The organism is Streptomyces sp. NPDC041191 (assembly GCF_055591945.1).
Map to the genome: position 1 here is coordinate 496,819 of NZ_JBVIZC010000004.1, position 25,769 is coordinate 522,587.

The window sequence follows — 25,769 nt, forward strand, 5'->3', positions numbered from 1 at the left end:
CGTCCCCCCGGCCGGGCGTCCGGCCGGGCCTCAGCCGACCAGGACCGCTCCGGAGAGGCGTCCCGCCTCCCGGCTGTGGCGCACGGCGGCCCGGACGTCCGAGAGGTCGAACGTCTCGGCCTCGGGGACCTCGATCGTGCCGTCGGCCAGTTGGGCGGCGGCCCGCGCCATCACGTCGCCGACCTCTCCGGGGGTGAGCCGTGACAGGCGTTCGGGAAGCCAGAAGCCCGTCATGGTGATGCCGCGGAACAGGAGGTCCTCCGGGCGGACGGTGACGGGCAGGCCGGACAGGAGGCCGTAACTGACGAACCGGCCGTGCGGACGCAGGACCCGGAGCGACAGGTCGGCGACCGGGCCGCCGACGGCGTCCACCACGGCACGGATGCCCCGGGGGGCGGCGATCTCCGAGAGCTGTCGTTCCAGGGCGGGTTCGTCCTCGCGCAGGACGGCGAAAGCGCCGGTCTCCATGAGGGACCGGCGGTGACGCCGGTCGCGCACCAGGGCCACGCAGCGCACGCCTCCCAGGTGGGCGAGACGGATCATCATCCGTGCGACCGAGGAGGCGGCCGCGGTGAACAGGACGAGATCTCCCGGTTCCACCGCCAGGCTTTCGAGCAGGAGGTTGGCGGTGACGGGGTTGACGGTCAGCCGGCAGGCCGCGCCGTCGCTCAGGTCCGGGGGCACGGGGTGGACGTCCCGGTGGTCCGCGACGACGTACTCGGCCCAGGTGCCCGGAGCCGAGACGGCCACGCGCGTGCCCACGGGGTGACACGCGTCCGGTCCGGCCCGGTCGATCACGCCGACTCCCTCGAACCCGACGGGGGCCGCCGTATGGACGCCGTCGGGGTGGAGTCCCGGCGTGAAGGAGGCGGGCCTCCCGTAACGGCCCTCCACCAGGAGGAGGTCAGAGGGGTTGACGGGCCGGGCGCGCATGCGCACGCGCACCTGGTGGGGGCCGGGTTCCGGGACCGGGCGGTGGACGAGGACCAGCACGTCGGCGGGATCGCCGTACCGGGTGAAGACGATCTGTCGCACGGCCGGGCTCCTAGTCGAGACCGGTGCGGAAGGAGGAGTGGGCGAGGAGGTGGTCGCGGATCTCCCGGACGCTGTGGGTGCCCCGGTGGACCATGGCGTTGACCAGGACGTAGGTGGAGTCCCCCGCGCCGAGGGCCTCCTGGAGGTGGTCGAGACTGCCGCAGCCGCCCGACGCTATGACGGGGAGGCCCGAGGCGGTGGCGACGGTCCGGACGAGCTCCAGGTCGAATCCGGCTCCTGTGCCCTCCCGGTCGATGTTGTTGGCGAGGATGGCGGCCACGCCGAGTTCGGCGAGCTGCCGGGCGACGTCCGCGGCGTCGCGTCCGGTGCCCTGCTCGCCGTCGTGGACGTACACCCGCCACTGCCCGGGTCCGGCGGACCGGCAGTTGACCACGCCCATGAGGCGGTGGGCACCGTACGCCTCGGCGACCTGCGTCACGGTGTCCGGCTTCTCGATCAGGGCGGTGCTGACGGAAATGACGTCGGCCCCGGCCTCCAGGATTCCGCCGGCGTGCACCGTGGACGGGATGTCACCGTGCCCCACGGACACCAGCAGACTCATCCCGGTCGTGCTGAGGTCGCGCAGCAGACCGGGGAGGTAGTCGACGGCGTCCCAGGTGTCGAACACGTCGAGGAAGAGCTTCTGCGCGCTGCCGGAGGCGTATGCCTCGGCGATGGCCAGGACGTCGCTGGGGTCGGTCAGGTGAGGAATGCCGCTCGGTTCCGTGGCGCGGCCACGGGAGACGTCGATGCAGGGGATGACCAGATCGCCTATGTGGGAGTGCTGGTCGTGGAAGACGGGCCGGGACATGGGAGACCTTTCACGTGTCGTCGAGGAGCCGGGCGAGTCGCCGGCTCCGGGGGGCCAACCGGCGGGCGACCGCGACGGCGCTGCCGAGGGCGTTCTCGAGGGTGTTCACGGGTGCGGTGACGTGACCGGCGAGGAAGACGCCGCCGTCCCCCTGGAAGCGCAGGAGTTCCCTCTGCCCTCTCAGCATGCCGGGGGTCGGTTGCACCGTCCGGAAGCCCGCCGAGGCCAGGGGCGTGCGGGGGCGGGGCTTCCTGTGGGTCACCTGGCTGACGAACAGGTCGCCGTTCCTCGTGGGGTACCAGTCCGTGGTCTCCGCCCAGGGGCCGTGGACGGTGACGGTCGAGGGGGCCCAGGTGCGGCGGTCCCCGGGCATGTGGCAGGGGTCCCGGTGCACCTGGTAGAGGAGGGGACGGTAGGCGTAGGACGCCAGTCGCGCCCGCAGGGGGGCGAAGTGCGGGGACAGGATGCGTGCGGCCTCGTCGGCGGGCACGGCGAGGACGAGGGCGTCCACCCGGTACCGGCGCCCGTTCGTGTCGGTCAGCTCCGGTTTCCCTCCGCGCCGGTGGACCGTCCGCAGGGCGGTGCCGATCGCCAGTTCGACGCGGGGCGACCGCGAGACCAGGTGCCGGGCGAGCGACTGCATGCCGCCGCGCAGCCGGCAGCTCACCGGGGCCGGCGCGGCGGGGTCCTCGGCCCACAGCTCCCCCACGGCACGGGCCGACAGGAGGCCGGCCTCCTCCAGGGTGCAGCCGAAGGTCGCGGCCGGCAGGGAGTACACCGCCACCTCCTTCACCCGCTCGGGCAGGTCGAAGTCCTCGACCATCTCCCGCAGCGGCACCTCCCAGTCGAGTCGTCCGCTCTTCCAGAGGTGCGCCTGCTCCGCCAGGAGGGCCGCCGCCCGCACCGCCTCCTCGCGGCGCACCGGGGCGACCGGGGAAGCGGTGCGGCGGGAGCCGTCCGCCTCCCCGCGGTCGCTCAGGAGGAGGTGTCCGGAAGGAAGGGGAAGCCACTGCCCGCGGTCCAGGCCGAGCGCCCCGGAGAGCCGCGCGACCAGGGAGTCCGGGCCCGCGGGGGTCGCCCGCACCCCCAACTCCACGGCTTCGGGCAGGTGCACCGGGTCGGACGGGAAGAACGTGCGGAGATTTCCTCCCGGAGTTGTCCGCTCCTCCAGGAGGAGGACATCGTGCGTCTCCTCCAGAAGCCATGCGGCGGCCAGTCCTGCCATGCCCGCGCCGGCGATTGCGACACGCATTTCTTTTCCTTGGCTTCGGGGTGGGGTGGGGCGGCTCAGGAACTGTTTGCGGCGGACTTCCAGAAGTCGCCTATCGACTCCTCGAGAAGCCGGGCCTGAAACAGTGCTTCCTGCGGGTCGTCGCCCCGGTCCAAGCCGTCCTGGACCACGTCGAGCGCCAGCTCGGTCAGCTCGTCCGATGCCCCGCCCTCGTAGTATTCGATGAATTCCGCAGGGGCGTCGATCTTCAGCTCGCGTACCCGCTGCACGAGGGAGGCGCAGCCAGAAAAATACACCACCATGTCGGTGTACGAGGAAAGCGCGAAAGACGCCTGGCTCCCCTGGTTCGCCACCCAGCTGAGCGTTCCGTTGAACGCGTACGTCTCACGGTCCGGGGGCCAGAACCTCCCGAAGGGGTCGGGCAGGCCGAGGGCGTCGGCACACTTCCGCAGTTTCGGCTGGGCGTCGTGGACCAGCCGGGAGAGGCGGATGAACAGATCGGCGGCCGGGCGGCGCGGGAAGCGTGCCAGCATGGTTCCGTAGGCGATCATCTCGGCTCGGTGGCACTGGGCCTCGGTGCCGACCAGGCGCCGGAAAAGCTCCGGCGCCCGGTCGCCGTCGAGCCTGTCGAGGAGCGCGTTGCCCACCGGGGCGTGCTCGCGCCGCTCCTCGAGGCGTCGCGCGAGCTCCCTGGCGTCCGAAGGAATGATGTCGGGCATGTAACCTCGTCCTTTTTGCTCGTCTCGCATTTTCTCCGGGTCGACCGCAGGCTTTCCGCAAGGCTCGTGGGAGCGCATGGAGATACAGGGCACGACACGGCCGAAATAATGGTCGGATAAAGATTTGGCGATCTCCGCCGGTCCCCGCCACGACCCGCCGGGTTCGTCTCCATTACTACACGAACCACAGGCATGGGCAAGGGGGTCATCAAGATTCTATTACCTCGTCGTAACGATTTCTGGATCTTTTGGAGAGAGAGATCGATCCCCTCGCCCGCCCCAGCGGTTCAACCGTCCCGATAAGGCGGGTGAAACCCTTCCGGAAACCCGCTGGACGGATCGCGGGTGAACCACTGTTGCGCATGTTTTCCATGCGCCGGGAGAGGCGAAAGGATTTGGAAATTGTTCCGGCGGGGTGAATCGGATGGCGATGCCCGGGTAGGCCCCAACGAAATCGCCGTGCATGAATCCGGCACCCGGGGGACCGCGCATTTCCGTTGCGCTCCGTCCCGGGTCGGACACGTCCGCCGGCGACCGCCCTTCCACCCCCAGTCATCGAGGCGCCGTATGGTCCAGCCCCCCGTCCACCTGCCGGACTCCGTCCGGCGGTGGAACGACACCACCACCGATTACCCCCGGGACGCGCTGATTCCCGAACTGTTCGAGGAACAGGCCCGGCTCCGTCCCCGCGCTCCCGCGGTGCTGTGGGAGGGGGGAGCCTGGAACTACGGCGAACTGCTGGATCGCGTGCGGCGCGGCGCGGCACGCCTGCGGGCACGCGGAGTGGAGGACGGGGACCGCGTCGCGCTCCTCCTGCCCCGCTCCCCGGAAGCCGTCGCGGCCGTGCTCGCCGTCCTCGAGGCCGGCGCGGTCTACCTGCCGCTGGACCCCTCGCACCCCGCCGACCGCATCTCCTCGATCCTGCGCGACGCGGGCGTCCGCGCGGTCGTCACCGCCGGCACGGAACCGGCCGGAGAATTCGACCGGATGACCGTCACCGAACTCACGTCACGGGAAGGGCCGGGCCCGGCCGGAGACCGGACGGCGCGCCGGCACGCCGACGACGCGGCCTACGTCATCTACACCTCCGGCTCCACCGGCGCGCCCAAAGGCGTCGTCTGCGCGCATCGGGGTCCTGTCCGGCTGGTGCGCGGAACCGAGGTCCTCCGGCTGACACCGGCCGACCGTCTCCTCGCCACCACCAACCCGACCTTCGACGTCTCCTGCTTCGAACTGTTCGCCCCCCTGCTGAACGGCGCCGCCCTGGTCCTGCCCGACCCCGAGACCCTCCTCGACCCGGCTGCCCTCGAACGGCTGCTCGGCGACCGCGGGATCACCGTGATGTGGCTCAGCGCCGGGCTCTTCCACCTGCACGCCGAACAGCGTCCCGGGATGTTCGCGGGACTCCGGTGCCTGATCGCGGGCGGGGACGTCCTCAACCCTTCCGCGGTGAGGGCCGTACTGGAGCACGGGCCCCCCGCCCTCTTCCTGAACGGCTACGGCCCCACCGAGAACTCCGTGTTCTCCACCACGCACGTCATCGACTCGCTCCCGCCGGAAGCCCGCGGCGTCCCCATAGGCCGGCCGGTGGCCGCCTCCACCGCCTATGTCGTACGGGACGACGGCACCCCGGCCGGTCCCGGGGAGATCGGCGAACTGTGGGTCGGTGGCGACGGCGTGGCACTCGGGTACCTCGGCGACCGCGCCAGAACGGCGGCGGCCTTCGTCCCCGACCGGTTCCGTCCCGGCCCGGGACGGCGCCTGTACCGCACGGGAGACCTTGCCGAATGGCGGACGGACGGGGTCATCGAGTTCCACGGGCGCCGGGACAGGCAGGTCAAGATCCGCGGCTTCCGGGTCGAACTCGACGAGGTCGAGACCACCCTCACCGACCACCCGCAGGTCAACGAGTCCGCCGTCGGCGTCCTGGGGGAGGGCGCCTCGCAGCGCCTGGCCGCCGCCGTCGTGCCCGCACCGGAACAGGACGACGGCCTGCCCGGGGAACTCGACGAGTACCTGCGCGAGCGGTTGCCGCCGCACATGCGGCCCGCGCGCGTCGTCCCCGTACCCGAACTGCCCCTCAACAGCAGCGGCAAGGTCGACCGGGGCCGGCTGCGGGAACTCACGGACGACGCGGCCCGGGAACCGGTGGGAACCGCCGAAGGCCCCCGGGGAGAGGACGAGGAGGTTGTCGCCGAGGTCTGGCGCCGCTTCCTCCGCGTCGACGGCGTCGGGCGCCGGGACGACTTCCTCGCTCTGGGCGGTACCTCGCTCCAGGCGACCCGGGTCGCCGCGGTCGTCCGTGAACGCCTCGGCATCCGGTCGGCCTTCACCCGGACCCTCGTCCGGGTCCTCCTCGACAACCCCACTCTGGCAGCGTTCACGGAGCGAGCGTCCGGGCTGCGTCACGCGTCCGGCGACGCCGCCCATGACGCCCCGGTCGACTTCGCCGCCGAGGCCGTTCCGGACCCGGCCCTGCGGTTCGACGCGCCCGCCGCCGGTGGGGTCCCGACGGAACGCCACGAGGAGAAGGTCCCGCGTTCCGTGCTGCTGACGGGAGCGACCGGCTTCCTCGGGGTCCACCTCCTCGACCGCCTCGCCGCGTCCGGCGTCCGGCGCGTCCACTGTCTCGTGCGCGCGCGTGACGGCGCCGAGGCCCTTGCCCGCCTGCGGGGCCGACTGCGGCACTACGGCCTCGACCCCGACCGCTGGGCGGACCGCGTCGCGGTGGTTCCCGGTGATCTGGGCCTGCCGCGTTTCGGGCTGGACGACGGAGCCTGGGACGACCTCGCCCAGGAGGTGGAGGTCGTCCTCCACAATGGCGCCCAAGTCAACTTCGCCTACCCCTACGAGGCCCTGTCCGCCGCGAACGTCGGGGGGACCCGGACCGTCCTGGCCCTGGCGACGGAACGACGGCTCAAGGCCGTGCACCACGTCTCCAGCATGAGCGTCATCGCCGGTTCCGGACTCGCCGGCGTACGGCGGGTGGACGAGGACACCCCTCCGTCCCATCCGGAACTGCTCTCCCAGGGTTACGCCGAGACCAAGTGGGTCGCCGAGCGCCTCGTCTCCCTGGCGGCGCGGCGCGGACTTCCGGTCACCATCCACCGGCCCCACGAGATCACGGGCGCCACGGACAGCGGCACGTGGAACACCGACACCATGATGTGCGCGCTCTTCCGCACCGTGGCGGAAACCGGAACGGCCCCGGACGTTCCCCTGCTCCTGGACTTCGTCCCGGTGGACTACACCGCGGCCGCCGTCGTCCACATCCTCACCCACCAGCCCTGCGAGGGCCGCGTCCACCACCTCGCCAATCCCCGTCCCGCGCTGCTGCACCTGCTGGTGGAACGCCTGCGTGCCATGGGTTACGGCGTCCGGGAACAGTCCTACGCCACCTGGACCCGGCACATGGCCGAGCTGACGGCCCGCGATCCCGAACACCCCCTGGCCCCGTACGTTCCGATGTTCACCGAACCGGCCCGCTGCTCCACCGTCTCGGTCGCGGAGATGTACTTCGCCGGCACGTTCCCGCGTTTCGGCCGGGACAACACCGAGGACGCGCTCTCCGGAAGCGGTATCGTCTGCCCGCCCGTCGACGCGCGGCTGATCGACACCAACCTCCGGTTCCTGAGCGGGGCCGGTCTCCTTCCCGCCCCCACGACACCGGACGAGGGCGACGGGAGGGAGCCGGCCGGATGACGCCCGGTCCCCGCCGGCCCGGGGGACGCCTCCCGCGCCGGGTGCCGGGCGGACTCCCCGCCCGGCACCCGCTCTCCGGCCCTACGGCCGGCGGGAACCCTTCTCACGCGCGTCGACCGCCCGCGCCACCGCCGCGGCGAAGTCCCGGACGTCCTCTTCCGTGGTGTCGAACGAACACATCAGGCGCACTTCGTTCCGGTTCTTCTCGTCGGGGCGCAGGTCGTACCGTCCGGAAAGCGCGGCCAGGACGGTTCCGGGGAGGACGACGAACACGGAGTTGGCCTCGACCGGCCGGACGACCGCCACCCCTTCCACCCCCGCGAGGAGGGAGCCCAGGCGTTCCGCCATGGCGTTCGCGCGAGCCGCGTTGCGGTGCCACAGGTCTCCGCCGAGAAGCGCCTCGAACTGGACGGAGAGGAAGCGCATCTTGGAGGCGAGCTGCGTGGTGCGCTTGCGCAGGCGGGCCGTGCCCGAGACACGGGACGGGTCGAGGACCACCACGCACTCGCCGAAGAGGAGACCGTTCTTGGTGCCGCCGAAGGACAGGACGTCCACCCCCGCGTCCGCCGTGCAGGCCGACAGGGGGACGCCCAGGGACGCGGCCGCGTTCGCGAGGCGTGCCCCGTCCATGTGCACGGCGAGACCGTGCGCGTGGGCGCGCGCGGCGAGATCGCGGACCTCCTCCGGGGTGTAGCAGGTTCCCCGTTCCGTGGCCTGGGTCAGGGAAAGAACCTGCGGCCGGGCGCTGTGCTCGTCCACCGAAGCCTCCAGCACGGCTTCCACCGCCCGGGGCCCGATCTTCCCGTCCGCGGAGGGGACCCCGAGCAGTTTCAGTCCCGCGACGTGTTCCGGCCCCCCTCCCTCCTCCTGGTTCACGTGGGCCCGCTCGGCGCAGACGACCGCGCCCCACCGGTCCGTGACGGCCTGCAGCGCGACGACGTTCGCTCCGGTGCCGTTGAAGACCGGGAAGACCTCGGCGGCGGGTCCGAAATGGCGGCGGAAGGTGTCCTTCAGGCGGGCGGTGTAGCCGTCCTGCCCGTAGGCCCCCTGGTGCCCCCCGTTCGCGAGGAGCAGTGCGGAGAAGACCTCCGGGTGGGCGCCCGAGCAGTTGTCGCTCGTGAAGCCGCGCCGCTCGGGGTCGTGGCGGAGGACCGCGCTGGTGGAGGGCGACGAGCGCCGTGCGGGGGGCGGCACGCGGGCCGGTGGGGTGCTCCCGGCGGACGCGTCCCCCCTTCAACCGCCGTCGACGTAGTCCCAGTACGGGTCGACGAGCGCCCCGAGCTGCCGGGCGGTGTGGAGGATGCGCGCGGGCTCCTCCCCCCGGGCCAGACCGTACTCGAGGACCTCCAGAGTTCCTTCGGCGACCTCCGGAGGTGGCCGGTCGCCCCAGGACTCCATGTAGGTGAGGACGGGGCGCGGGGCGTCCGGCAGCTCCCGGGAGGCGTCGACGATGCGGGAGAAGAGCGTGCACCAGGTCGAGAGGTCCGTGTGGAGGTAGAGGGCGGCTTCGGCGGGACCGGCCTGGGTGCCCATCCAGGTCAGGTCGCGCACCACGCGGAAGAGTCCCTGGTCGACCGGCACCGGCGGGATGTCGGGGCCGGAGACGCCGACGGACGGAGCCGCCTCGCGCAGCAGGCCGCGCGCGGTGGCGATGGTGTGCTGGACGAACGAGAACATGGTGGCCGGTATCTCGTGGCGGTGCCGGGCCACCAGGAGGGCGTAGGTGGACAGTTCGGCCTCCTGGCACTGGTACTCGGCCAGCAGGATCCTCCTGAAGTGCTCGGGACGGATCTGACCGGACCGCGCCAGTTCGACGAGCCGGTTGCCGCTGACGAACCGTTCGACGTCCGGTTTCGTCGCTTCGACGAGCTGTTCGGGTTCCACGGGGTTCTCCTTCGTCGGTGCGGAGGGGGAGGGAAGGGCCGGGGCGGGACGCGCGCCCGGCGTGATCGTGGCCGGTTCCCGGACGACCGGGCGCCCCCGCTGGATCACGTGCCGCACGCGGCCGACGGCGGTGATGTCCCGGAACGGATCGCCTTCGAGGGCGACGAGGTCGGCGACGGCCCCGGGGGTGAGGGTGCCCAGGTCGGGCCGGCCGAGGAGATCGGCCGCGACGCTCGTGGCCGCCCGCAGGGCGCGCAGGGCGGTGTAGCCGTGGTCCATCAGAGTGGGGAACTCGCGCCAGTTCTCGGCGTGCGGGAACATCCCGGCGTCGGTCCCGAACGCCGTCTTCACGTCCGTCCGGGCGGGCCGCAGGAGCCCTTCGCGCAGCGCCTCGGCGTGTTTCCGGTAGCTCTCGCGGACGAGGGCGGTGGAGTCGTCCCAGAAGGCGTCGTCGTCGATCCGGTCGAGGAAGTAGGTCTGGACGTAGTGGGTGGGCACCAGGAACGTGCCCGCCTCCTCCATCGCCCGGTAGGCGGGCGGAGTGGCGAAGCATCCGTGTTCCACGCTGCGCACCCCCGCGGCGACGGCCCGCAGGACGGCGCGGTCGGTGAAGACGTGTGCCGCGCAGGGCAGGCCGAGGTCGTCGGCGGTGGCGACGATGGTCTCCACCTCGACGCGCGAGTAGGAGGTGCTGGTGGGGCTGTCCACCGGTGAGGAGAATCCGCCGCCGCCGGCGAACTTGATCCAGTCGGCTCCCGCGCGGGACTGCTCGCGCACCGCGCGGCGCAGTCCCTCGACGCCCTGGGCCAGGGTTCCGATCCGGTGCCCGTAGCGCTGGGCGAGGTCGGGCTTCTTGTCGCCGTGACCGCCGGGCGGGGACAGGATGTTGGGGGCCGCGAGGATGCGCGGTCCCTCGATCAGGCCGTCCTCGACCGCGTCGCGCAGCGACACGTTGAGGGGCAGGTGGGCGCTGCCGAGGTCCCGGACGGTGGTGAAACCGTTGTGCAGCAGCGTGCGCAGGACGGGTACGGCGGTGAGGGTCTGGTACGCGGCGGGTCCGGTCTCCGCGCCTTCGTCGAGCAGGTGGACGTGGCAGTCGATGAATCCGGGCAGCAGCGTGCAGCCGGGCATGTCGAGGACGTCCGCCTCCGGTCCCGGAACGAGGTCGTGGGCGACGGCCGCGACACGGCCGTCCCTCACGAGGACGGAGAGTCCTTCGACGGGGGCATCCGCGACCGCGTCCCACACGCGGTCGGGACGCAGCAGGATCTCCCGGTCGGGGGGTGTGCGCACGAATACCTCCGGAGCGGTGGACACGGCGGGACGGGTGCGGGGGGGCCTGCGGGCGGTGTGGGCCGGGCGGTGCCGTCGGAGCGCTTCAGGGAGCGAGAAGCGGCGTGTAACGGGGATCGCCCCAGACGTCACCCGGCCCCGGATTGCCGGGTTCGGGGCGGGCACCGAGCAGGCGCAGGACCCCCCAGGCGGCGTTGAGGCCCGAGGCGAGGGCGTGATCGAGCCAGCCCGGCGACCAGGAGGTGTCGTCACCGGCCAGGTAGAGGGCGTTCGGTGGTTCGCCCGGTACGGCCGGTGTCCCGGTGAAGTCCTTGAGGAAGTGGGCGAAGAGGTCCCGCTGGTAGGGGTAGTCGCCCGGGCAGGACCAGCGGCACAGGCCGCGGAAGTTCTTCTCGTTCTCCCACGACACCGTCACCGCCTCTCCCGCACGGGCCTGGGCGCGCAGTTCGTCCGCCATGCCGGGGTGGATGGCCGCGAGGTCGCGGACGAAGAGGTCGACCCTCTCCTCCAGGTCGGAAGGGGCGACCTTCACCGCGTCCTGGGCCCAGCTGAAGCTGAGGTCGAGCACGCCCCGGCGGCCCCCGGGGCCGCGCGCGGGGCCGTAGTCCATGGTGTAGGCGGCCCGTGGCAGCCGGTCGGTGAGGGTGACCCCGTCCATGGTCGTCGCCTCCCAGAACGGCCGCTCGACCACCAGGGCGGTCTTGGCGGACTGCCAGTAGGAGAGGCGGCGGACGGCCCTCCACAGCCGGGGGCCGAACACGGGAACGCCGGGGACGGTGGAACGCACCTCGACCCCGGTCTCCAGCAGGCGCAGTTGCGGGGTGAACACCACGGCCGCGAACCGCTCCTCGTGCCCGTCCGCGTCGTGCACCACCACACCGCGCGCCGCGTCCGGTTCGACCTCCAGGAGGCGTACGGCGGGCCTCGGTGCCCCTTCGTTGACCGCTTCCAGGCTGCGCGTCCGTCCGCGGGGGTCGGCGACGGGGCAGGTCCAGAATCCTTCGGCGAGCCGGCTGATGCCGTCGGGCGCGTAGAGGGTGTCGCTCCCCTCGGTGCACAGCAGCAGCCGGAGGATCTCGATCACGCTGATCTCGAAGAAGGAGTCCCACACGGCGGGCCCCACTCCCGCGGTTCCCAGGAGCCGTGCCTGGTCGTGGCTCAGGCCGGCGCCGCCGGGCTCGCGCAGGAAGCGGTAGAAGGACCAGGGTTCGAACCGGCCGAGCACCTGGTTCCAGCGGCGGTGCGCCGCGGCGAGGTCGCGCGCGGCCAGGTCCCGCCGGATCTGGGGGAGACCGACCCGGGCGAGGGCGCGCTGCCAGCGCGTGTGCGCCTCGCGGAAGCCGTCGTGCCGGTCGTACAGGTCCTGGATCTCCCGGGCGGCGTACTGAACGCCGTCCACGTCCAGCACGGTCAGCGGAGTGACGGGGGCGGCGTAGTTGTCGCGGAACGGCTCCAGGCGGACGCCGAACGTCCGGGCGTACTGGCGCAGCAGGGAGGCGGAGTCGGGGAAGCGCATGCAGCCCAGCTCCACGACGGCGCTGTCCTCCTCCCGGAGGCGCCGGCTGTACATGCGTCCCCCCAGACGCCGGCCACCCGGCCCGTCCGCACTCCGCTCGGCCTCGTACAGGACGGGGTGGCAGCCGGCCCGCAGCAGTTCGTAGGCGGAGGCCAGCCCGCTGCCACCGGCTCCGACGACGGCGACGCGCGCCCCGCGAGTCTCCTCGGGCAGTCGTCCCATGCGCCGGCCGCCGCCGACGTGCGCGGTGTAGTCGAAGGGGAAGTCGACCTGGAGATCGGTGGCGGGCGGGGGCGTGCTCGGGCTCATCGGTGGCTCCGGAGGGGAGGGGCGGGTGGTTTCCAGGTGTGCACCGGCGCGGCTCCCGCGGCGAGCCGTGCGTAGCGGACCGTCAGTTCCGCCAGTTCGGCGGAGTCCCGTTCGCGTGCGGGGCTCCGGGCGTCCGCCGCTCCGCGCCGCCGCAGTGCTTCGCGCGTCCGCTGTTGCCACCACGCGCCCGTACGGCCCGTCACCACCCGGTGGTGCAGCAGGTCCAGCATGGCGTCGGCCTCGCCGGCGTCCACCGAGAGGAGTGCCAGGCCCTCCCGGGCCCGCGGCAGCAGCTCCTCGACCAGGGTCCCGGCCCCGTACTCGCGCGGCGCCGTTCCGGGCGAGGGCCACCACAGGGAGGCGCCCAGGCCGTCGCGCGCGGCGCGGTAGAAATTGGTCCTGGCGAGGGCGAACGGGAGTTCCTGGGCCACGTCGCGCCCGCCGGCCGTCAGGAAGAGCGTGAGTCCGACCAGGAAGGCGGCGTTCGCGGCCATGTCCAGCGGCGTCGGTCCGGACGGGAGCGCCCGGAACTCGATTCGCAGGTGGCCGAGCGGGTCGTACACCGGCCGGTTCCACCACCACACCGTGCTCAGGTGCAGGCGGAGTTCCTCCAGCGCCGGCCAGTCGCCGGGCGCGTCGTGGCCGTCGGCGGGAGAGACCTCCGGCAGCAGGACGTCGTAATGGCGTACGGCCTCCTCGAACGCCGCGAGAGGACCGCCCCGCATCCATCCGGGACCGAATCCGACCCGGGGGTGCCGGGTGCCGGCACCGGGGGAGCCGCGGTCGCCGAAGCCGTGTTCGTACACCGGGATGCGGGCCTCCTGCCATCCGGGCCGGCCCAGCGGGAAGGGGGAGTTCCCCGCGGCCGCCAGGACCGGTCCGGTGGCGAGCTGGGCGGCGTTGAAAGCGCGGTGGAAGAGGTCCGGGGCGACCGTCAGGTGCACCTGCCAGGAGCAGGCCGCGCCCTGAACCGCCACGGACTCCGCCCTGAGCAGGCCCCGTTCTCCCACGGGCAGATCGAAGGGCACGGAGCGGCGGCGGCTCCAGGCCCGCTCCAGCGCGTGGTAGCGCGGGAGGTCCGTCAGTGCGCGCGCGGTCAGGTCGGCCGGTGTCAGGGTGGGCAGGGTTCCGATCGGGATCGGTCCGACCCCGCGGTGCCGCGGCGTCGCGGCGGTGGTTCCCGCCAACGTCCGCGCCGCCTGTGCGGCCAGGGCGGTGAAGGGGCGCCCTCGCGCGGGAACCGGCGTCAGGTTCGCCTCGAGGTTGAAACGGGCCACTTCCAGGGTGAGCGAGTCGTCCCGGGCGGCTTCGCGGACGGCCGCGTTCACCGGGGCCGGACGGCCGTCCGGCCCGATGAGCGAGAATTCGAGTTCGGCCCCCAGCGTGGGCGGAGCCGCCCCGAAACCGGGGTCCGTCACCACTTTCCCCAGCGAGGAAACGCACTCCGTCAGGCGGGACCGGAACCGTGCGTGGTCCTGCTCCGTGAACGTCACCCGACCGACTTCGCGGCCCATGTCACTCCCCTGTACGGCCTTGTGTCCTCTTCCGGTCCGGTCGTGGTACGGCGGTGCTCAGTCGAGCGCGGCGACCGCTCGCCACCAGTCCCGCAGCGCCGGCTCCATCCGTACCGCGCTGCGGGTGATCCATTCGTCGGGTTCGTGATGTTCCCTGCCGTACTCGATGACCTCCAGGACGCCGTCCGCCACCTCCGGCGGGTTGTCCCGGTAGGCATCGACGTACGCCACCATGGCTTCCGGCACCTGTTCCGTCTCGGCGAGGACGTCGGCGAGGACCGCGCAGGAGTTGCACCACAGCGTGAAGTCGGTACGGGCCAGGAGGGCCGCTTCTCCCGCTCCGGCGTGCAGGGCGACCCACGAGATGAACTCGGTGAACCGCCGTACCGCCTCCCGCCGGGGCTCCCGGCGCATCCGGTCGACCGACATGCCCAGCGCGGGCGCGAGCCCGGTCACCATGCGCCGGCGCGCCTTCATCAGCTCGCCCGTGACGAAGGAGAAGAACCCGCCGGGGACCTCGTGCGGGAAACGGGAGGTCAGCAGGCCGTAGGCGGTGAACTCCGCTTCCTGTGACTGAAACTCCGCCAGCGCGAAACTCCGCAGATGTTCTTTCTCGATCATCCCCTCCCGAGCCAGTGACAGGAACTCATTGGCGCCGAGGTGATCGGGAATGTTCATTCCCACACGGTCGATGAACTCGGTGGCAGGCAAGAGGAAGACCCCCTCGGAGGAAAGATCGCGGTCGGCGGCAGGAACGGAACGCCGAAATCCGCAGGTGGATACGGCCGGCAAGGGCCACATTCTCGACGTAGCTCTCGGAGTGCTCTGCTCGCACGAACAAGAATTGCCCTCGAAGGCGAGCATGGCAAGCGGATCGGATTGCTCCGCCGCCGATCTCCTTCTCGCTCGATCGCTCGAACCCCGTGCCGAAACAGTGAGGCAAGACGCCTGAGCTGCATAAACTCTCCACTCCCCGCCCGCACCTCCACAGAACAAAGAGGAGAAAAAATCTACAGGTGCCCGAATTCCATTCTGCACAGATTTCACACGGGAAACTCCCGTACCGCACCGAACCACTTCCTCCCCTCCGGTGCCCGCAGGGGCCGATTTGCAACGAATGACGTACGAGGAACTTCGCTCATGCTCCGAGCGCCGTCGCTTTCAGGACAATTCCAGGGCGCCGGGTTCCCCGCTCTCCACGTGCAACCAGCCATGGGGGGTGACGATCTCGCCCCGCTCAAAGACTTCGACGAAGTTGCGTGACGCCCGATTCGCGAGGACGGGCCGGGGCGAGATACCCAGGGACACCGGGGTGGTCGATGGCGATCCGATCGAGCGGAGCGATGCCGGCAACAGAGTCCTGCACGCTCACCGCGGTGACCACGACCGCGAGAAGGAGTCCGAGCGTGTCGGCGACGATGCTCCGCTTCCCGCCGACGCTCTTCTTCCCGGTCTCGGCGCCCTGACTGGAGGCCGGACAACCGGTGAATGCCTTGGCGTCCTGCGCGTCGATCGCACAGGCCGACGGCTTGCCGCCCCGGCCCTCCTCCCGCAGCAGACCGTTGAGCCGGGTGAACACGCCCGCTCGCTGGGCGTTTTCGGCGTTGACGCTCCAGGGCGAGGACGGCTGCGGCGATGGCTGTCATGCGGTGGGGGCTGCGGCGGGCCCGGCGGAGGATTCGCCAGGTCTTCAGCCTTGCGATGCTTCGTTCGACCGGCGCTCGGGCCGCCGGCAGGGCCCGGTTGATCGTTCGCCGGGTCGTGGTGAGGTCCCGGTTCGGGAGCCGCCTGATCGGTGTGGTCACCCAGGAGCTCGCGCCGATGCGGGCGCGGTCGGCGCGGACGGGGACGCCCTGGCGTTCGCAGATCCGGATGGTGCGGTGGGTGCGGGCGGCGGTCAGGTCGTGGGGGCGGCCGGGCGGCGCGACATCGACCGCTGGTACCTGCTCCGCGAGCACCACCGGAAGGAGGACGGCTGGGATGTTCCTCCCTACGGCACCGGCCGGGAGGGCCTGGCCGTGAAGCCGGCCCACAAGGGGAAGGGACAACAGCCGGGGCAGCTCACACCGCCCGGCGCCACCGTCGGCGGCGCTGCTCCGGCACCGCCGGGGCGGTGTCGTCCTCGGCCTTCAGCATCTCGCGGGCGGCAGTGACGAGGGCAGGCGACTGTGCATCGAGCGTGTTCGTAGCCTCAGTACACAGTTGCCGAGCTGGGCCTCAGCCGCGATCTCTGCCGCTTTCCGTGCCGCCGATCGCCAAGATCGGCACCACGACCGCGAAGAAGGCGGCGTGGCCCTCGAAGAAGTTCCTGAACACGTCCATCGGCACATCATGCCGAACGCCCACTCCTCGAAGGAGAATCTTGATCAACGCCGAACACGCACGTGACATCACAACGAAGGCGTCATGCTGTGCGCCCGCGCCGACTGCCCCGCCGCCTGCCCCGACCGGTGCGCCTGCGGTGCCGCCGACGCCGTCGAGGCCGACGGTCACCAGCTCGGCTGCCGGCTCCTCCTGGATGCCTTCGCCGATCACGTGAAGACGCACCGCCGGAGCTGGTGGTGCCGGCTGAGGGGCCGCGTACGACAGCTCCGGCGGAACGGGGAGGAGACCTGCCGTGACGGCCGATGACGGATGCCGCCGGGGGCGCGACGCCCTCGACTGCCGGGAGGACGCCGGCCTCGGTCGCGTCCTCGGCACCGACGAACCGCCCTCTCCCGGGTGAGCCGGCTCAGGACTCCGCAGGTGTCTCGCTGAAGTACTGCTTCTTCTCTTCGACGTTCCTCCAGTCCTCCCAGTCGGAGGGAGCACTCTCCTGTTCCGTGATCCCCGGCCACTTCTCGGCGTACTCGGCGTTGAGTTCCTTGTACTCCGACCACTTCTCCGGAAGTTCGGACTCCTCGAAGATCGCGCCGACCGGGCATTCGGGCTCGCAGGCGCCGCAGTCGATGCACTCCTCCGGGTGGATGACGAGCATGTTCTCGCCCGCGTAGAAGCAGTCGACGGGGCACACGGACACACAGTCGGTGGTCCGGCACCTGATGCAGGGCTCAGCCACTACGTAGGTCATGGGGAACTTTCTGACTCGGACAGACCTGACCAGTTGCTCAACGCATTGAATCCGGATGCGTTACGTCACCGGGAGGATCTACGCCGCGGTGTCCCGCTCGGCCCAGCGACGTCGGAGTCAGCCGGCGACCTGGACCCTGTCGGCCTGCTCCCCCTTCTGTCCCTGGCACGCTGACACGGCACCCCCACCGAAGGGCCGACGCCACAGGTGGGCACAGGCGCATCCCCCCGCGCCCCACTCCCCAGCTGTGCGCGGCTGTTCGGGAAATCGTACGACTCGAACCAGCCTTCGCGAACGGCTGTCCGGCCCACGGGACCAGCACCACCAGAACATGCCCGATCAGCGCAACCCGGACAGCCCCTCCCCCCGCCCTTCTCGGGCCTTCGGCAGGGTCGCAACAGCAAGCCATGGAGGCCGGGCGCACACGGCACACCCGAACTATGGTGTCCCACCACATACGCCCCTGACCTGCGACTTCCTACGGTGTGGCGACACCGAAACGTCCCCGTACCCGCCTGGAAGTGGTGCACATGGCCGCCGCAGCTCCCTCCCCCACGCCACCCAACTCCCTCAAGAAGATCGTCGCCGCCAGCCTCATCGGGACCACCATCGAGTGGTACGACTTCTTCCTGTACGGGTCCGCCGCCGCGCTCGTGTTCAACAAGCTCTTCTTCCCCGAGTCCGACCCGCTGGTGGGGACCCTGCTGTCCTTCCTGACGTACGCCGTCGGGTTCGCCGCCCGGCCGCTCGGGGCCCTGGTGTTCGGGCACTACGGCGACCGGCTGGGCCGGAAGAAGCTGCTGGTGCTGAGCCTGCTCCTGATGGGCGGGGCGACGTTCGCCATCGGGCTGCTGCCCACGCACGCGACCGTCGGGTCCGCCGCCCCCGTGCTGCTGACCGTGCTGCGGCTCGTGCAGGGTTTCGCGCTCGGCGGCGAGTGGGGCGGGGCCGTCCTGCTCGTCTCCGAGCACGGGGACGCCCGGCGGCGCGGGTTCTGGGCCTCCTGGCCGCAGACCGGCGCGCCGGCCGGGCAGTTGCTCGCGACCGGTGTGCTGTCCGCGCTGACCGCGCTCCTCCCGGACGCCGCCTTCGCCTCGTGGGGCTGGCGCGTGCCGTTCCTGCTCTCCGGGGTCCTGGTGGCCGTCGGGATGTGGATCCGGCTCTCCGTCGACGAGTCGCCCGTCTTCAAGGCGGCGCTCGCCGCGGCCGAGGAGCGAAAGGCCGCCGCCGGGCAGGCCGAGAAGGCGCCGCTCGTCGCGGTCCTGCGTCACCACTGGCGGGACGTGCTGATCGCGATGGGCGCCCGCATGGCGGAGAACATCTCGTACTACGTGATCACCGCGTTCATCCTCGTCTACGCGACCGCCCAGGTCGGGCTCTCCAAGCAGACCGCCCTGAACGCCGTCCTCATCGGGTCCGCCGTCCACTTCGCCGTGATCCCGCTCTGGGGCGCGCTGTCCGACCGGATCGGGCGCCGGCCGGTGTACCTGATCGGCGCGGTGGGCGTCGGGGCCTGGATGTTCCCCTTCTTCGCGCTCATCGACCGGGGGAGCTTCGGCAGCCTGCTGCTCGCCGTGACGGTCGGCCTGGTGCTGCACGGTGCGATGTACGCGCCGCAGGCGGCCTTCTTCTCCGAGATGTTCGCGACCCGGATGCGCTACTCCGGCGCCTCCATCGGCGCCCAGTTCTCCTCCGTCGCCGCCGGCGCGCCCGCCCCGCTCATCGCGACCGCGCTGCTCGCCGACCACGGCAGCTCGACCCCGATCGCCCTGTACGTGATCGCCGCCGCGCTGCTCACCGTCGTCGCCGTGGTCTGCGCCCGCGAGACCCGCGACCGCGACCTCGGCGAGATCGCCGAGCGGACCCCCGGGGACTCCCGCGTCGGCGCCGACGCCTGACCCGCCGGACGGTCGCGGAAGGGTCCCGGGCCCCGCTCGTCACGAGCGGGGCCCGGGGCCCTTCCGCGTGTCACCTCTCCCCGACCGCGTCCGAGAGGGCGTGCAGCCGCAGCGCGAGCTGGATCTCCAGGGCGCGCTCCGGGGACTGCCAGTCGGGGCCGAGGAGCCGGCCGACCCGTTCCAGGCGCTGGGCCACGGTGTTGACGTGGACGTGGAGTTCGTCCTTGGTGCGGGCGGGGCTCATGCCGCTCGCGAAGTAGGCGTCCAGGGTGCGGATCAGCTCGGTGCCGCGCCGCCGGTCGTAGGCGACGACCTGGCCGACGGTGCGGTCCACGAAGCCGTCGACGTCCCGGCCGTCGGCGAGCAGCAGACCGAGGAAGCCCAGGTCCTCTGCGGCGGCGCCCCGGCCCGAACGGTGCAGGAGCCGGAGGGCGTCGAGGCAGCGGCGGGCCTCCCCGTACGCGGCGGCCACCCGGTCCGGGTGGTCGAGGGGGGCCCGTACGGGGGCGGAGGCGCCGACGGTGACCGGTTCGCGCAGGGTGCCGCCGAGGTCCGCGGCGGTCTGGCGGGCGAGTTCGGCGGCGGTCTCGCCGGGGCCGAGCGGCAGGAGGAGGACCGTGCCGCCGTCGCGCGCGGAGGCCAGTCCGCGGCGGGTGGCGGCGAGGTGGGAGGCGGCCGACCACAGGCGCCGGCGGTCGGCGCCCTCGCGTCCGGCGTCGGGGGCGGCACCGGCCCGGTCGGCGCGGGCGGCGAGCACGACGTGCGGGGCCTCGCTGTCGGCGCGGAGCCGGGCCGCGCGTTCGCGCAGCAGGCGGCGGTCCCGGTCGGGGGCGTCGAGGAGGTCGTCGAGGAGTTCGCCCCGTACGCGCTGTTCGGCCTCGCCCGCCGAGCGGCGGGCGAGCAGCAGGAGGGAGGTGACCAGGGCGGCGCGCTCCAGGGTGCGCTGGTCGACGGGGTCGAGTTCGGGCTGTCCGCGGAGGACGAGGGCGCCCAGGGTCTCGCCGCCGGCGGAGACCGCGGCGACCCAGTCGTCTCCCTCGCGCACCGCGTGGCCGTCGGGGCGGCGCGCGGACCCGGCGCCCGCCTCGGTGAACTCGACGGTACCGCCGAGCACTTCGGAGACGGCGCGGGTCACGTCGTGGACGCCGCCGCCGTGCAGCACCAGTTCGGAGAGGCGGTCGTGGACCTCGGAGGCCCGTTCGATGACGCCGCTGTGCTCGCGGATGATGTCGTTGGCCCGTTCCAGCTCCGCGAGGGCCGATCGGGTCTCGGCGAGGAGGTTGGCGGTGTCGATGGCGACGGCGGCGTGCGCGGCGAAGGAGCCGAGCAGGGCGACCTGTTCGCGTTCGAAGACCCTGGCCCTGCGGTCGGCCGCGAACAGCACGCCGATGACCTGGCTGCCGAGGCTGAGCGGCACGCCGAGGATGGCGACGAGGCCCTCGTCCCGTACGGCCGTGTCGATGGTCCGGGTGTGCTGGAAGCGCGCGTCGTCGAAGTAGTCGTCGGTGACGTAGGGGCGGGCGGTCTGTGCGACGAGACCGCCGAGCCCTTCGCCCATGCCCAGCCGGAGCTGCTGGAAGCGGGCGGAGACGGAGCCCTCGGTGACCCGCATGTACGTGTCGCCGGCGGCCGGGTCGTTGAGGCTGAGGTAGGCGACCTCGGTGCCCAGGAGGGAGCGGGCGCGCTGGACGATGGCGCGCAGGACCGCGTCGAGGTCGCGGAGTCCCGCGAGGTCGTGGGCGGTGGCGAAGAGCGCGGACAGTTCCGCCTCGCGCCGCCGCCGGCCCTCCAGCTCCGCCCGGACGCGCAGGGCGAGCTGCTTGGCCTCCTCCAGCTCGGCCAGCGCCTCGGGGCCCGCGCCGCTCGCGCGGGCGAGCAGGACGGGCCGGTCGTATGCCTCCGCGGCGGCCCCCCGGGCGAGGAGTTCCAGGTAGGAGACGTGTTCGTGGGGCATGGACACAGGGATACCTGCCGTACGTGTGGTCGCACCACCCCTGTGGACAACCTTCACAGGGACCCCTCGGGGCGTGTCCCTCAGTGGGCGGTCCAGCCGCCGTCGAGGGTGAGGGAGGTGCCGGTGATGAACGACGCCTGGGGGGCGCAGAGGTAGAGGACGGCCTCGGCGACCTCCTCCGGTTCGACGAGCCGCTTGAGCGCCGAGTCCTTGAGCAGGACGTCCGCGAGGACGCGCTCCGGCGGGATGCCGTGGACGGCGGCCTGGTCGGCGATCTGGCGTTCGACGAGCGGGGTGCGGACGTAGCCGGGGTTGACGCAGTTGGAGGTGACCCCGTGCGGGGCGCCTTCGAGGGCGGCGGTCTTGGAGAGGCCCTCCAGGCCGTGTTTCGCGGCCACGTAGGCGGACTTGAAGGCGGAGGCGCGCAGCCCGTGGACGGAGGAGATGTTCACGATCCGGCCCCAGCCCTGCCCGTACATGTGCGGGAGGGCGCCCCGGACGAGCCGGAACGGTGCCTCCAGCATCACGGTGAGGACGGTGTGGAAGACGTCCGGGGGGAACTCCTCGATGGGGCGTACGAGCTGGAGCCCGGCGTTGTTGACCAGGATGTCCGTGCCGGCGGCGGCCGTCTCGGCGGCGTCCAGGTCGGTCAGGTCGAGGAGTCGCGGTTCGACTTCCCCGGGGAGGGCGGAAGCCTCCCGAACCAGGGTCTCCAGGCCCTCGGCGGCCCGGTCGACGGCTCTGACCCGGGCGCCCGCGGCGGCGAGCCGCAGCGCGCAGGCGCGCCCGATGCCGCCGGCCGCGCCGGTGACGAGCGCGGTGCGGCCGGTGAGGTCGAGGGCGAGACCGGCCACCCGGGGCGGAAGTGCGGCGGGGTCGGGGCCGGAGGTGGTGGGGGAAGCGCTCATGCTCCGCACCCTAAGGAGGGTTCCCTCCCCCACCGATGTGCGTCGGACCCACAGTTCAGCTGGTTACTGTGGTGCGGAACCACGCGGGTTCGTCGGCGAGCGCCTTCTCGATCCTCAGGTGCGAGAAGCGCTTCATCTCCGGCAGGTCGTCCACGGCGAACCAGCCGACCTCGAGGGACTCGTCGTCGTTGACCCGGGCCTCTCCCCCGACGGCGCGGCAGCGGAAGGACACGTCCAGGAACTGGCACCGATCGCCGTTGGGGTAGACGACGGGCTTGCGGAGGGTCTCGACGAGCACGATCCGCTCGACCTCGCAGCGCACGGCGGTCTCCTCGTACACCTCGCGCACCGCGCAGTCGGCGGGCTGCTCCCCGGGTTCGACGATGCCGCCGATGACCGCCCAGCGCCCGTTGTCGGAGCGCCGGCCGAGCAGGACCCTGCCCAGGTCGTCGAAGACGACGGCGCTCACGCCGGGCAGGAAGAGGAGCTGGTGACCGGCCGTCTCGCGCAGGGTTCGGATGAAGTCGGGGGTAGCCATGGAGCGACCCTAGATCATGGGCGGTCGCCCGGGGCCGGTCCTGCCCCCCGCCCCCGGCCGGTCCCGGTTTCACTCCGCGCGGGTGCGGCGGGCGCACCTCGGCGCGACGGCCGCGCCCCTGGCCGGCTGTTCACTCCGCCCGGGTGCGGCGGGCGCGTACCGAGCGGAACGCCGACAGGCCGAGGCCGGCCGCCGCGAGCGCCGCGAGGAGGGCTTCGGGCAGGGTGCCCATGCGGGTCGCGGGGGTCCGCGAGGAGCGCAGCGGCACCCGCTCGACCAGGACGTCCGGGGTGAACATCTTCGTCCGCGCGACGATCTCGCCGTCGGGGCGGATGATCGCGCTGACTCCGCTGGTGACGGGCACGACCACCGACCGGCTGTGCTCGACCGCGCGCACCCGGGACATCGCGAGCTGCTGGTAGGTCATCTCGCTGCGGCCGAAGGTGGCGTTGTTGCTGGGGACGGTGATCAGCTGCGCGCCGTGGGTGACGGTGTCGCGCACGGCCCAGTCGAAGGCCGCCTCGTAGCAGGTGGCGAGACCGACCCTCGTCCCCGCGAGGTCGAAGACGCCGACCTCGCTGCCGGGGCCGAAGTCGCGGCTCACCCGGTCGACGTCGCTGTTGAAGATCCGCACGAGGGACCGCATGGGGATGTACTCGCCGAAGGGCTGGACGTGCCGCTTGTCGTACGTGGCGACCGGGCCGCGGCCGGGCTCCCACTGGATGAGGGTGTTGCGGAGCTTGCCGGTCTCGGGGGCGACGACCGCGCCGATCACGGTGGGCGCGCCGATCTCGCGGACGGCCTCGTCGATGACGTCGGCGGCGTCGGCGTTCGCGTACGGGTCGATGTCCGAGGAGTTCTCCGGCCACAGGACGAAGTCGGGTCGCGGCGCGCGCTTCTCCTGGACGGCGCGGGCGAGCTCGCGGGTGCGGGCGGCGTGGTTGTCGAGGACGGCCCGTCGCTGGGCGTTGAAGTCGAGGCCGAGACGCGGGACGTTGCCCTGGACGGCGGCGACGGTGGCGGTGCCGTCCTCGGCGGAGTCGTCGACGAGGGGAAGGGCGGCGAGGGCGCCGGTGACCGGGACGAGGACGGAGAGGGCGGCGGCGAGGAGCGGGCCGCGCGGGGCGGTGCCGGTGGCGCGCGGGGCGGTGCCGGTGGCCGTGGCGCGCGGGACGGCGCGGGCGGCGCGCCGGGCCAGGAGCAGGCGGGCCGCCTCGTACAGGCCGAAGCCGCAGAGCACGACGGCGAAGCCGAGCAGGGGGGTGCCGCCGACGGCGGCGAGCGGCAGGAAGGCGCCGTCGGCCTGCCCGAAGGCGACCTTGCCCCAGGGGAAGCCGCCGAAGGGCACGCGCGCGCGTGCCCCTTCCGCGAGGACCCACACCCCCGCGGCGAAGAAGGGCCACCACGGGAGCCGGGAGACGGCCGCGACACCGAGTCCCGCGACGGCCACGAAGAGCGCCTCGACGGCCGCGAGCGCGAGCCAGGGGACGGCGCCGACCTCCTCACCGGTCCAGACGAGGAGGGGGAGCAGGAAACCGAGGCCCGCGAGGTACCCGAGGCCGAACCCGGCGCGGAGCCGGCGGCCCCGCAGGGTCCAGCCGAGCAGCGCGAAGGCGGGCAGCGCGAGCCACCACAGGGGTCGCGGCGGGAAGCTCAGGTAGAGGAGGAACCCGGACAACAGGGCCGCCGCGGACCGCGCGAACCGTCGCGAACGGGAACCCGGCGCGGGCGGTGCGGTGTCGGTTCCGGACGCGTCGGCGGGGACGGCGGTGGTTCCGGACGCGTCGGCAGGGGTGGTGGCGCTCACCTTGCGGAGTCTACGGGTCGTCCCTGTCCCCCGGGACGTCCGGTACGGCCCGGTGCGGGGCCTCCGACGAGCACGGAAGCGGTCGCGCGGGGCGGCGGGCGGTGCGGGTCCCGACGGCACGGCCGACGCGGGCGGGCCCGGCGTTCACACCCCGGTCGACGCGGACGGGCCCGGCGGGGCCGGGTGGCGCAGGCGGTCGCGGATGGCGCGGACGGCGGACTCCGCGTCGTCGACGGTGACCGTGAAGGTGTGGCCGTCGCGCAGGCGCAGGACCAGCCCCTCGCCCTGCCGGACGACCACGGCCGTGCCCTTCTCCGGACGCCAGCGGTAGCCCCAGCCGCCCCACTGGCGCGGGGTGACGCGCGGGGCGAAGTCGGCTCCGGCGATGTGGGAGAGGGGGATGCGGCGGCGCGGCAGGCCCATGTGGCCGCAGCGGACCTCCATGTTCCGGTCGTCCACCCGCACGGCCACGTGGACGAAGGCGAGGGTGCCGAAGAGGACGAGCAGTCCGGCCGTGACGCAGCCGATCACCGCCATGAGGAGCGCCGCGACGCCCGAGGTCCACCGCAGCTGGACGGCGAGGAGGATGCCCAGGGCCAGGCAGGCGGCACCGGCCGTCGCGGCCACCCACTGGAAGCGGTTGGTGGCGCGGCCGGTCCAGACGGCGGGGGTCAGCTCGTCGTCGCGCAGGTACCGGGGACGCTCCCTCATACCGGAAGCGTACTCGGGGGCGGTCGGGGCGGCACGGCGGAGCGGAGCCGTCCGGCGACGCTCAGCGAGCGGAGGCGGTCTCCGCGAGGCCGCGGCCCTCGGCATAGGCGAGGGCGGTGGCGGGAAGCCGCCCGGGGCGTCCGCCGAGCAGGACGGAGAGGGTGCCGGTGGGCTCGGCGTCGGGAGCCGGCCCGGCGCCGATCCGGCGCAGCGCCTGTGCGGCGACGGCCTCGGCGGAGCCGTGGAAGACCGGCGGCGGGAGGTCCGCCCGGCCGCGCGCCTCCAGGGCGGCGAGGATGCGCTCCTCGACCAGTTCGTAGTGGGTGCAGCCGAGGACGACGGCGCGGACGTCGGGCGGGGTGAGCGCGGCGGCTGCGGCGACGGCCCGGCCGACGGCGTCCTGGTCCGCGTGCTCCACGGCGTCGGCGAGACCCGGGCAGGGCACCTCGGTGACCTCGGCGCCGTCGGCGAAGTCGCGGATGAGTCCGCGCTGGTAGGCGCTGCCGGTGGTGGCCGGGGTGGCCCAGATGGCGATCTTGCCGCCGCCCGCGGCGGCGGGCTTGACGGCGGGCACGGTGCCGATGACCGGGATCTCCGGTTCGAGGAGGTCGCGCAGGGCGGGCAGGGCGTGGACGGTGGCGGTGTTGCAGGCCACGATCAGCGCCTGCGGGCGGTGCTCGGCGGCGGCGAGGGCGACGGCGAGGGCGCGTCCCGTGAGGTCCTCGGGGGTGCGCGGGCCCCACGGCATGCCGTCGGGGTCGTTGGAGAGGAGCAGATCCGCGTCCGGCCGGAGCCGTCGCACCGCGGCCGCTGCCGGGAGGAGGCCGATTCCGGAGTCCATGAGCGCGATCTTCACCCGGTCACCCTAG

General features: G+C 72.7%; 19 protein-coding genes and 2 pseudogenes. 2 read left to right on the forward strand and 19 right to left on the reverse strand.

Going from position 1 to position 25,769, the window contains the following annotated elements; translation table 11 throughout:
* Positions 1-30: 30 nt before the first annotated feature.
* From ACZ6AQ_RS10995 to ACZ6AQ_RS11010, 4 genes are read right to left on the reverse strand one after another with little or no spacing between them, the layout of a single operon-like run.
* On the reverse strand, positions 31-1,035 hold the full coding sequence (locus ACZ6AQ_RS10995) for a zinc-dependent alcohol dehydrogenase family protein (RefSeq protein ID WP_468759175.1): 1,005 nt from the start codon (positions 1,033-1,035) through the stop codon (positions 31-33).
* 10 nt (positions 1,036-1,045) lie between these two features.
* Complete coding sequence (locus ACZ6AQ_RS11000; RefSeq protein WP_468759177.1) at positions 1,046-1,846, reverse strand: HisA/HisF-related TIM barrel protein; 801 nt, start codon at positions 1,844-1,846, stop codon at positions 1,046-1,048.
* Between the two features lie 10 nt (positions 1,847-1,856).
* Positions 1,857-3,098 (reverse strand): FAD-dependent oxidoreductase, encoded by a 1,242-nt coding sequence (locus ACZ6AQ_RS11005; protein ID WP_468759179.1) that lies wholly within the window; start codon positions 3,096-3,098, stop codon positions 1,857-1,859.
* A 35-nt stretch (positions 3,099-3,133) separates the two neighbouring features.
* On the reverse strand, positions 3,134-3,796 hold the full coding sequence (locus ACZ6AQ_RS11010) for a hypothetical protein (protein ID WP_468759181.1): 663 nt from the start codon (positions 3,794-3,796) through the stop codon (positions 3,134-3,136).
* Positions 3,797-4,363: 567 nt separating this feature from the next.
* Between ACZ6AQ_RS11010 and ACZ6AQ_RS11015 the strand changes: the two genes are divergently transcribed.
* Positions 4,364-7,498, forward strand: a complete 3,135-nt coding sequence (locus tag ACZ6AQ_RS11015) for an amino acid adenylation domain-containing protein (RefSeq protein WP_468759183.1) — start codon at positions 4,364-4,366, stop codon at positions 7,496-7,498.
* Positions 7,499-7,579: 81 nt separating this feature from the next.
* Here the strand turns inward: ACZ6AQ_RS11015 and ACZ6AQ_RS11020 are convergent, their stop codons facing one another.
* The 9 genes and pseudogenes from ACZ6AQ_RS11020 to fdxA all read right to left on the reverse strand — a co-directional run bounded on the left by ACZ6AQ_RS11020 (position 7,580) and on the right by fdxA (position 17,084).
* Positions 7,580-8,692 carry a threonine aldolase family protein gene (locus ACZ6AQ_RS11020; RefSeq protein ID WP_468759185.1) on the reverse strand — a complete coding sequence of 371 codons (1,113 nt, stop codon included), beginning with the start codon at positions 8,690-8,692 and terminating at the stop codon, positions 7,580-7,582.
* Between the two features lie 39 nt (positions 8,693-8,731).
* Positions 8,732-10,675, reverse strand: coding sequence for a metal-dependent hydrolase family protein (locus ACZ6AQ_RS11025; RefSeq protein WP_468759187.1), 1,944 nt, complete (start codon positions 10,673-10,675; stop codon positions 8,732-8,734).
* A gap of 85 nt (positions 10,676-10,760) precedes the next feature.
* Positions 10,761-12,500 carry a flavin monoamine oxidase family protein gene (locus tag ACZ6AQ_RS11030; RefSeq protein ID WP_468759189.1) on the reverse strand — a complete coding sequence of 580 codons (1,740 nt, stop codon included), beginning with the start codon at positions 12,498-12,500 and terminating at the stop codon, positions 10,761-10,763.
* On the reverse strand, positions 12,497-13,918 hold the full coding sequence (locus ACZ6AQ_RS11035) for a glutamate-cysteine ligase family protein (protein ID WP_468759191.1): 1,422 nt from the start codon (positions 13,916-13,918) through the stop codon (positions 12,497-12,499). Before ACZ6AQ_RS11035 ends, ACZ6AQ_RS11030 begins: the two co-directional genes overlap by 4 nt.
* 153 nt (positions 13,919-14,071) lie before the next feature.
* On the reverse strand, positions 14,072-14,692 hold the full coding sequence (locus tag ACZ6AQ_RS11040; protein WP_468759193.1) for a hypothetical protein: 621 nt from the start codon (positions 14,690-14,692) through the stop codon (positions 14,072-14,074).
* Between the two features lie 625 nt (positions 14,693-15,317).
* Positions 15,318-15,596, reverse strand: a pseudogene (locus ACZ6AQ_RS11045) (transposase); the annotation flags it as partial.
* A gap of 19 nt (positions 15,597-15,615) precedes the next feature.
* A pseudogene (locus ACZ6AQ_RS11050) lies at positions 15,616-15,948 on the reverse strand (transposase family protein); the annotation flags it as partial.
* Positions 15,949-16,231: 283 nt separating this feature from the next.
* Positions 16,232-16,549 carry a hypothetical protein gene (locus ACZ6AQ_RS11055; protein WP_468759195.1) on the reverse strand — a complete coding sequence of 106 codons (318 nt, stop codon included), beginning with the start codon at positions 16,547-16,549 and terminating at the stop codon, positions 16,232-16,234.
* Between the two features lie 196 nt (positions 16,550-16,745).
* Positions 16,746-17,084 (reverse strand): ferredoxin FdxA, encoded by a 339-nt coding sequence (fdxA, locus tag ACZ6AQ_RS11060; RefSeq protein ID WP_468759197.1) that lies wholly within the window; start codon positions 17,082-17,084, stop codon positions 16,746-16,748.
* A gap of 530 nt (positions 17,085-17,614) precedes the next feature.
* Here fdxA and ACZ6AQ_RS11065 point away from each other — a divergent pair.
* A complete protein-coding gene (locus ACZ6AQ_RS11065) occupies positions 17,615-18,982 on the forward strand; it encodes an MFS transporter (protein ID WP_468759199.1) in 1,368 nt (455 codons plus the stop codon).
* 70 nt (positions 18,983-19,052) lie between these two features.
* Here the strand turns inward: ACZ6AQ_RS11065 and ACZ6AQ_RS11070 are convergent, their stop codons facing one another.
* The 6 genes from ACZ6AQ_RS11070 to ACZ6AQ_RS11095 form a co-directional block, all read right to left on the reverse strand.
* The gene (locus ACZ6AQ_RS11070) at positions 19,053-20,936 is read right to left on the reverse strand and encodes a helix-turn-helix domain-containing protein (protein ID WP_468759201.1); all 1,884 of its coding nucleotides are present in this window, start codon (positions 20,934-20,936) and stop codon (positions 19,053-19,055) included.
* An 80-nt stretch (positions 20,937-21,016) separates the two neighbouring features.
* Entirely contained in the window at positions 21,017-21,844 is an 828-nt protein-coding gene (locus tag ACZ6AQ_RS11075; RefSeq protein ID WP_468759203.1) for a 3-hydroxybutyrate dehydrogenase, read from the reverse strand.
* A gap of 55 nt (positions 21,845-21,899) precedes the next feature.
* Entirely contained in the window at positions 21,900-22,382 is a 483-nt protein-coding gene (locus tag ACZ6AQ_RS11080; protein ID WP_468759205.1) for an NUDIX hydrolase, read from the reverse strand.
* Between the two features lie 130 nt (positions 22,383-22,512).
* The gene (gene lnt / locus ACZ6AQ_RS11085; RefSeq protein WP_468759207.1) at positions 22,513-24,189 is read right to left on the reverse strand and encodes an apolipoprotein N-acyltransferase; all 1,677 of its coding nucleotides are present in this window, start codon (positions 24,187-24,189) and stop codon (positions 22,513-22,515) included.
* A 144-nt stretch (positions 24,190-24,333) separates the two neighbouring features.
* On the reverse strand, positions 24,334-24,900 hold the full coding sequence (locus ACZ6AQ_RS11090) for a hypothetical protein (RefSeq protein ID WP_468759208.1): 567 nt from the start codon (positions 24,898-24,900) through the stop codon (positions 24,334-24,336).
* A gap of 61 nt (positions 24,901-24,961) precedes the next feature.
* Positions 24,962-25,756 (reverse strand): glutamate racemase, encoded by a 795-nt coding sequence (locus ACZ6AQ_RS11095; RefSeq protein WP_468759210.1) that lies wholly within the window; start codon positions 25,754-25,756, stop codon positions 24,962-24,964.
* Between the last annotated feature and the right edge of the window lie 13 nt (positions 25,757-25,769).

Coding starts and splice junctions, on each gene's coding strand:
- ACZ6AQ_RS11000 (WP_468759177.1), bottom strand. CDS start 1,846: ATGTCCCGGCCCGTCTTCCACGACCAGCACTCCCACATAGGCGATCTG.
- ACZ6AQ_RS11005 (WP_468759179.1), bottom strand. CDS start 3,098: ATGCGTGTCGCAATCGCCGGCGCGGGCATGGCAGGACTGGCCGCCGCA.
- ACZ6AQ_RS11010 (WP_468759181.1), bottom strand. CDS start 3,796: ATGCCCGACATCATTCCTTCGGACGCCAGGGAGCTCGCGCGACGCCTC.
- ACZ6AQ_RS11015 (WP_468759183.1), top strand. CDS start 4,364: ATGGTCCAGCCCCCCGTCCACCTGCCGGACTCCGTCCGGCGGTGGAAC.
- ACZ6AQ_RS11030 (WP_468759189.1), bottom strand. CDS start 12,500: ATGAGCCCGAGCACGCCCCCGCCCGCCACCGATCTCCAGGTCGACTTC.
- ACZ6AQ_RS11040 (WP_468759193.1), bottom strand. CDS start 14,692: ATGAACATTCCCGATCACCTCGGCGCCAATGAGTTCCTGTCACTGGCT.
- fdxA (WP_468759197.1), bottom strand. CDS start 17,084: ATGACCTACGTAGTGGCTGAGCCCTGCATCAGGTGCCGGACCACCGAC.
- ACZ6AQ_RS11065 (WP_468759199.1), top strand. CDS start 17,615: ATGGCCGCCGCAGCTCCCTCCCCCACGCCACCCAACTCCCTCAAGAAG.
- ACZ6AQ_RS11070 (WP_468759201.1), bottom strand. CDS start 20,936: ATGCCCCACGAACACGTCTCCTACCTGGAACTCCTCGCCCGGGGGGCC.
- ACZ6AQ_RS11075 (WP_468759203.1), bottom strand. CDS start 21,844: ATGAGCGCTTCCCCCACCACCTCCGGCCCCGACCCCGCCGCACTTCCG.
- ACZ6AQ_RS11080 (WP_468759205.1), bottom strand. CDS start 22,382: ATGGCTACCCCCGACTTCATCCGAACCCTGCGCGAGACGGCCGGTCAC.
- ACZ6AQ_RS11090 (WP_468759208.1), bottom strand. CDS start 24,900: ATGAGGGAGCGTCCCCGGTACCTGCGCGACGACGAGCTGACCCCCGCC.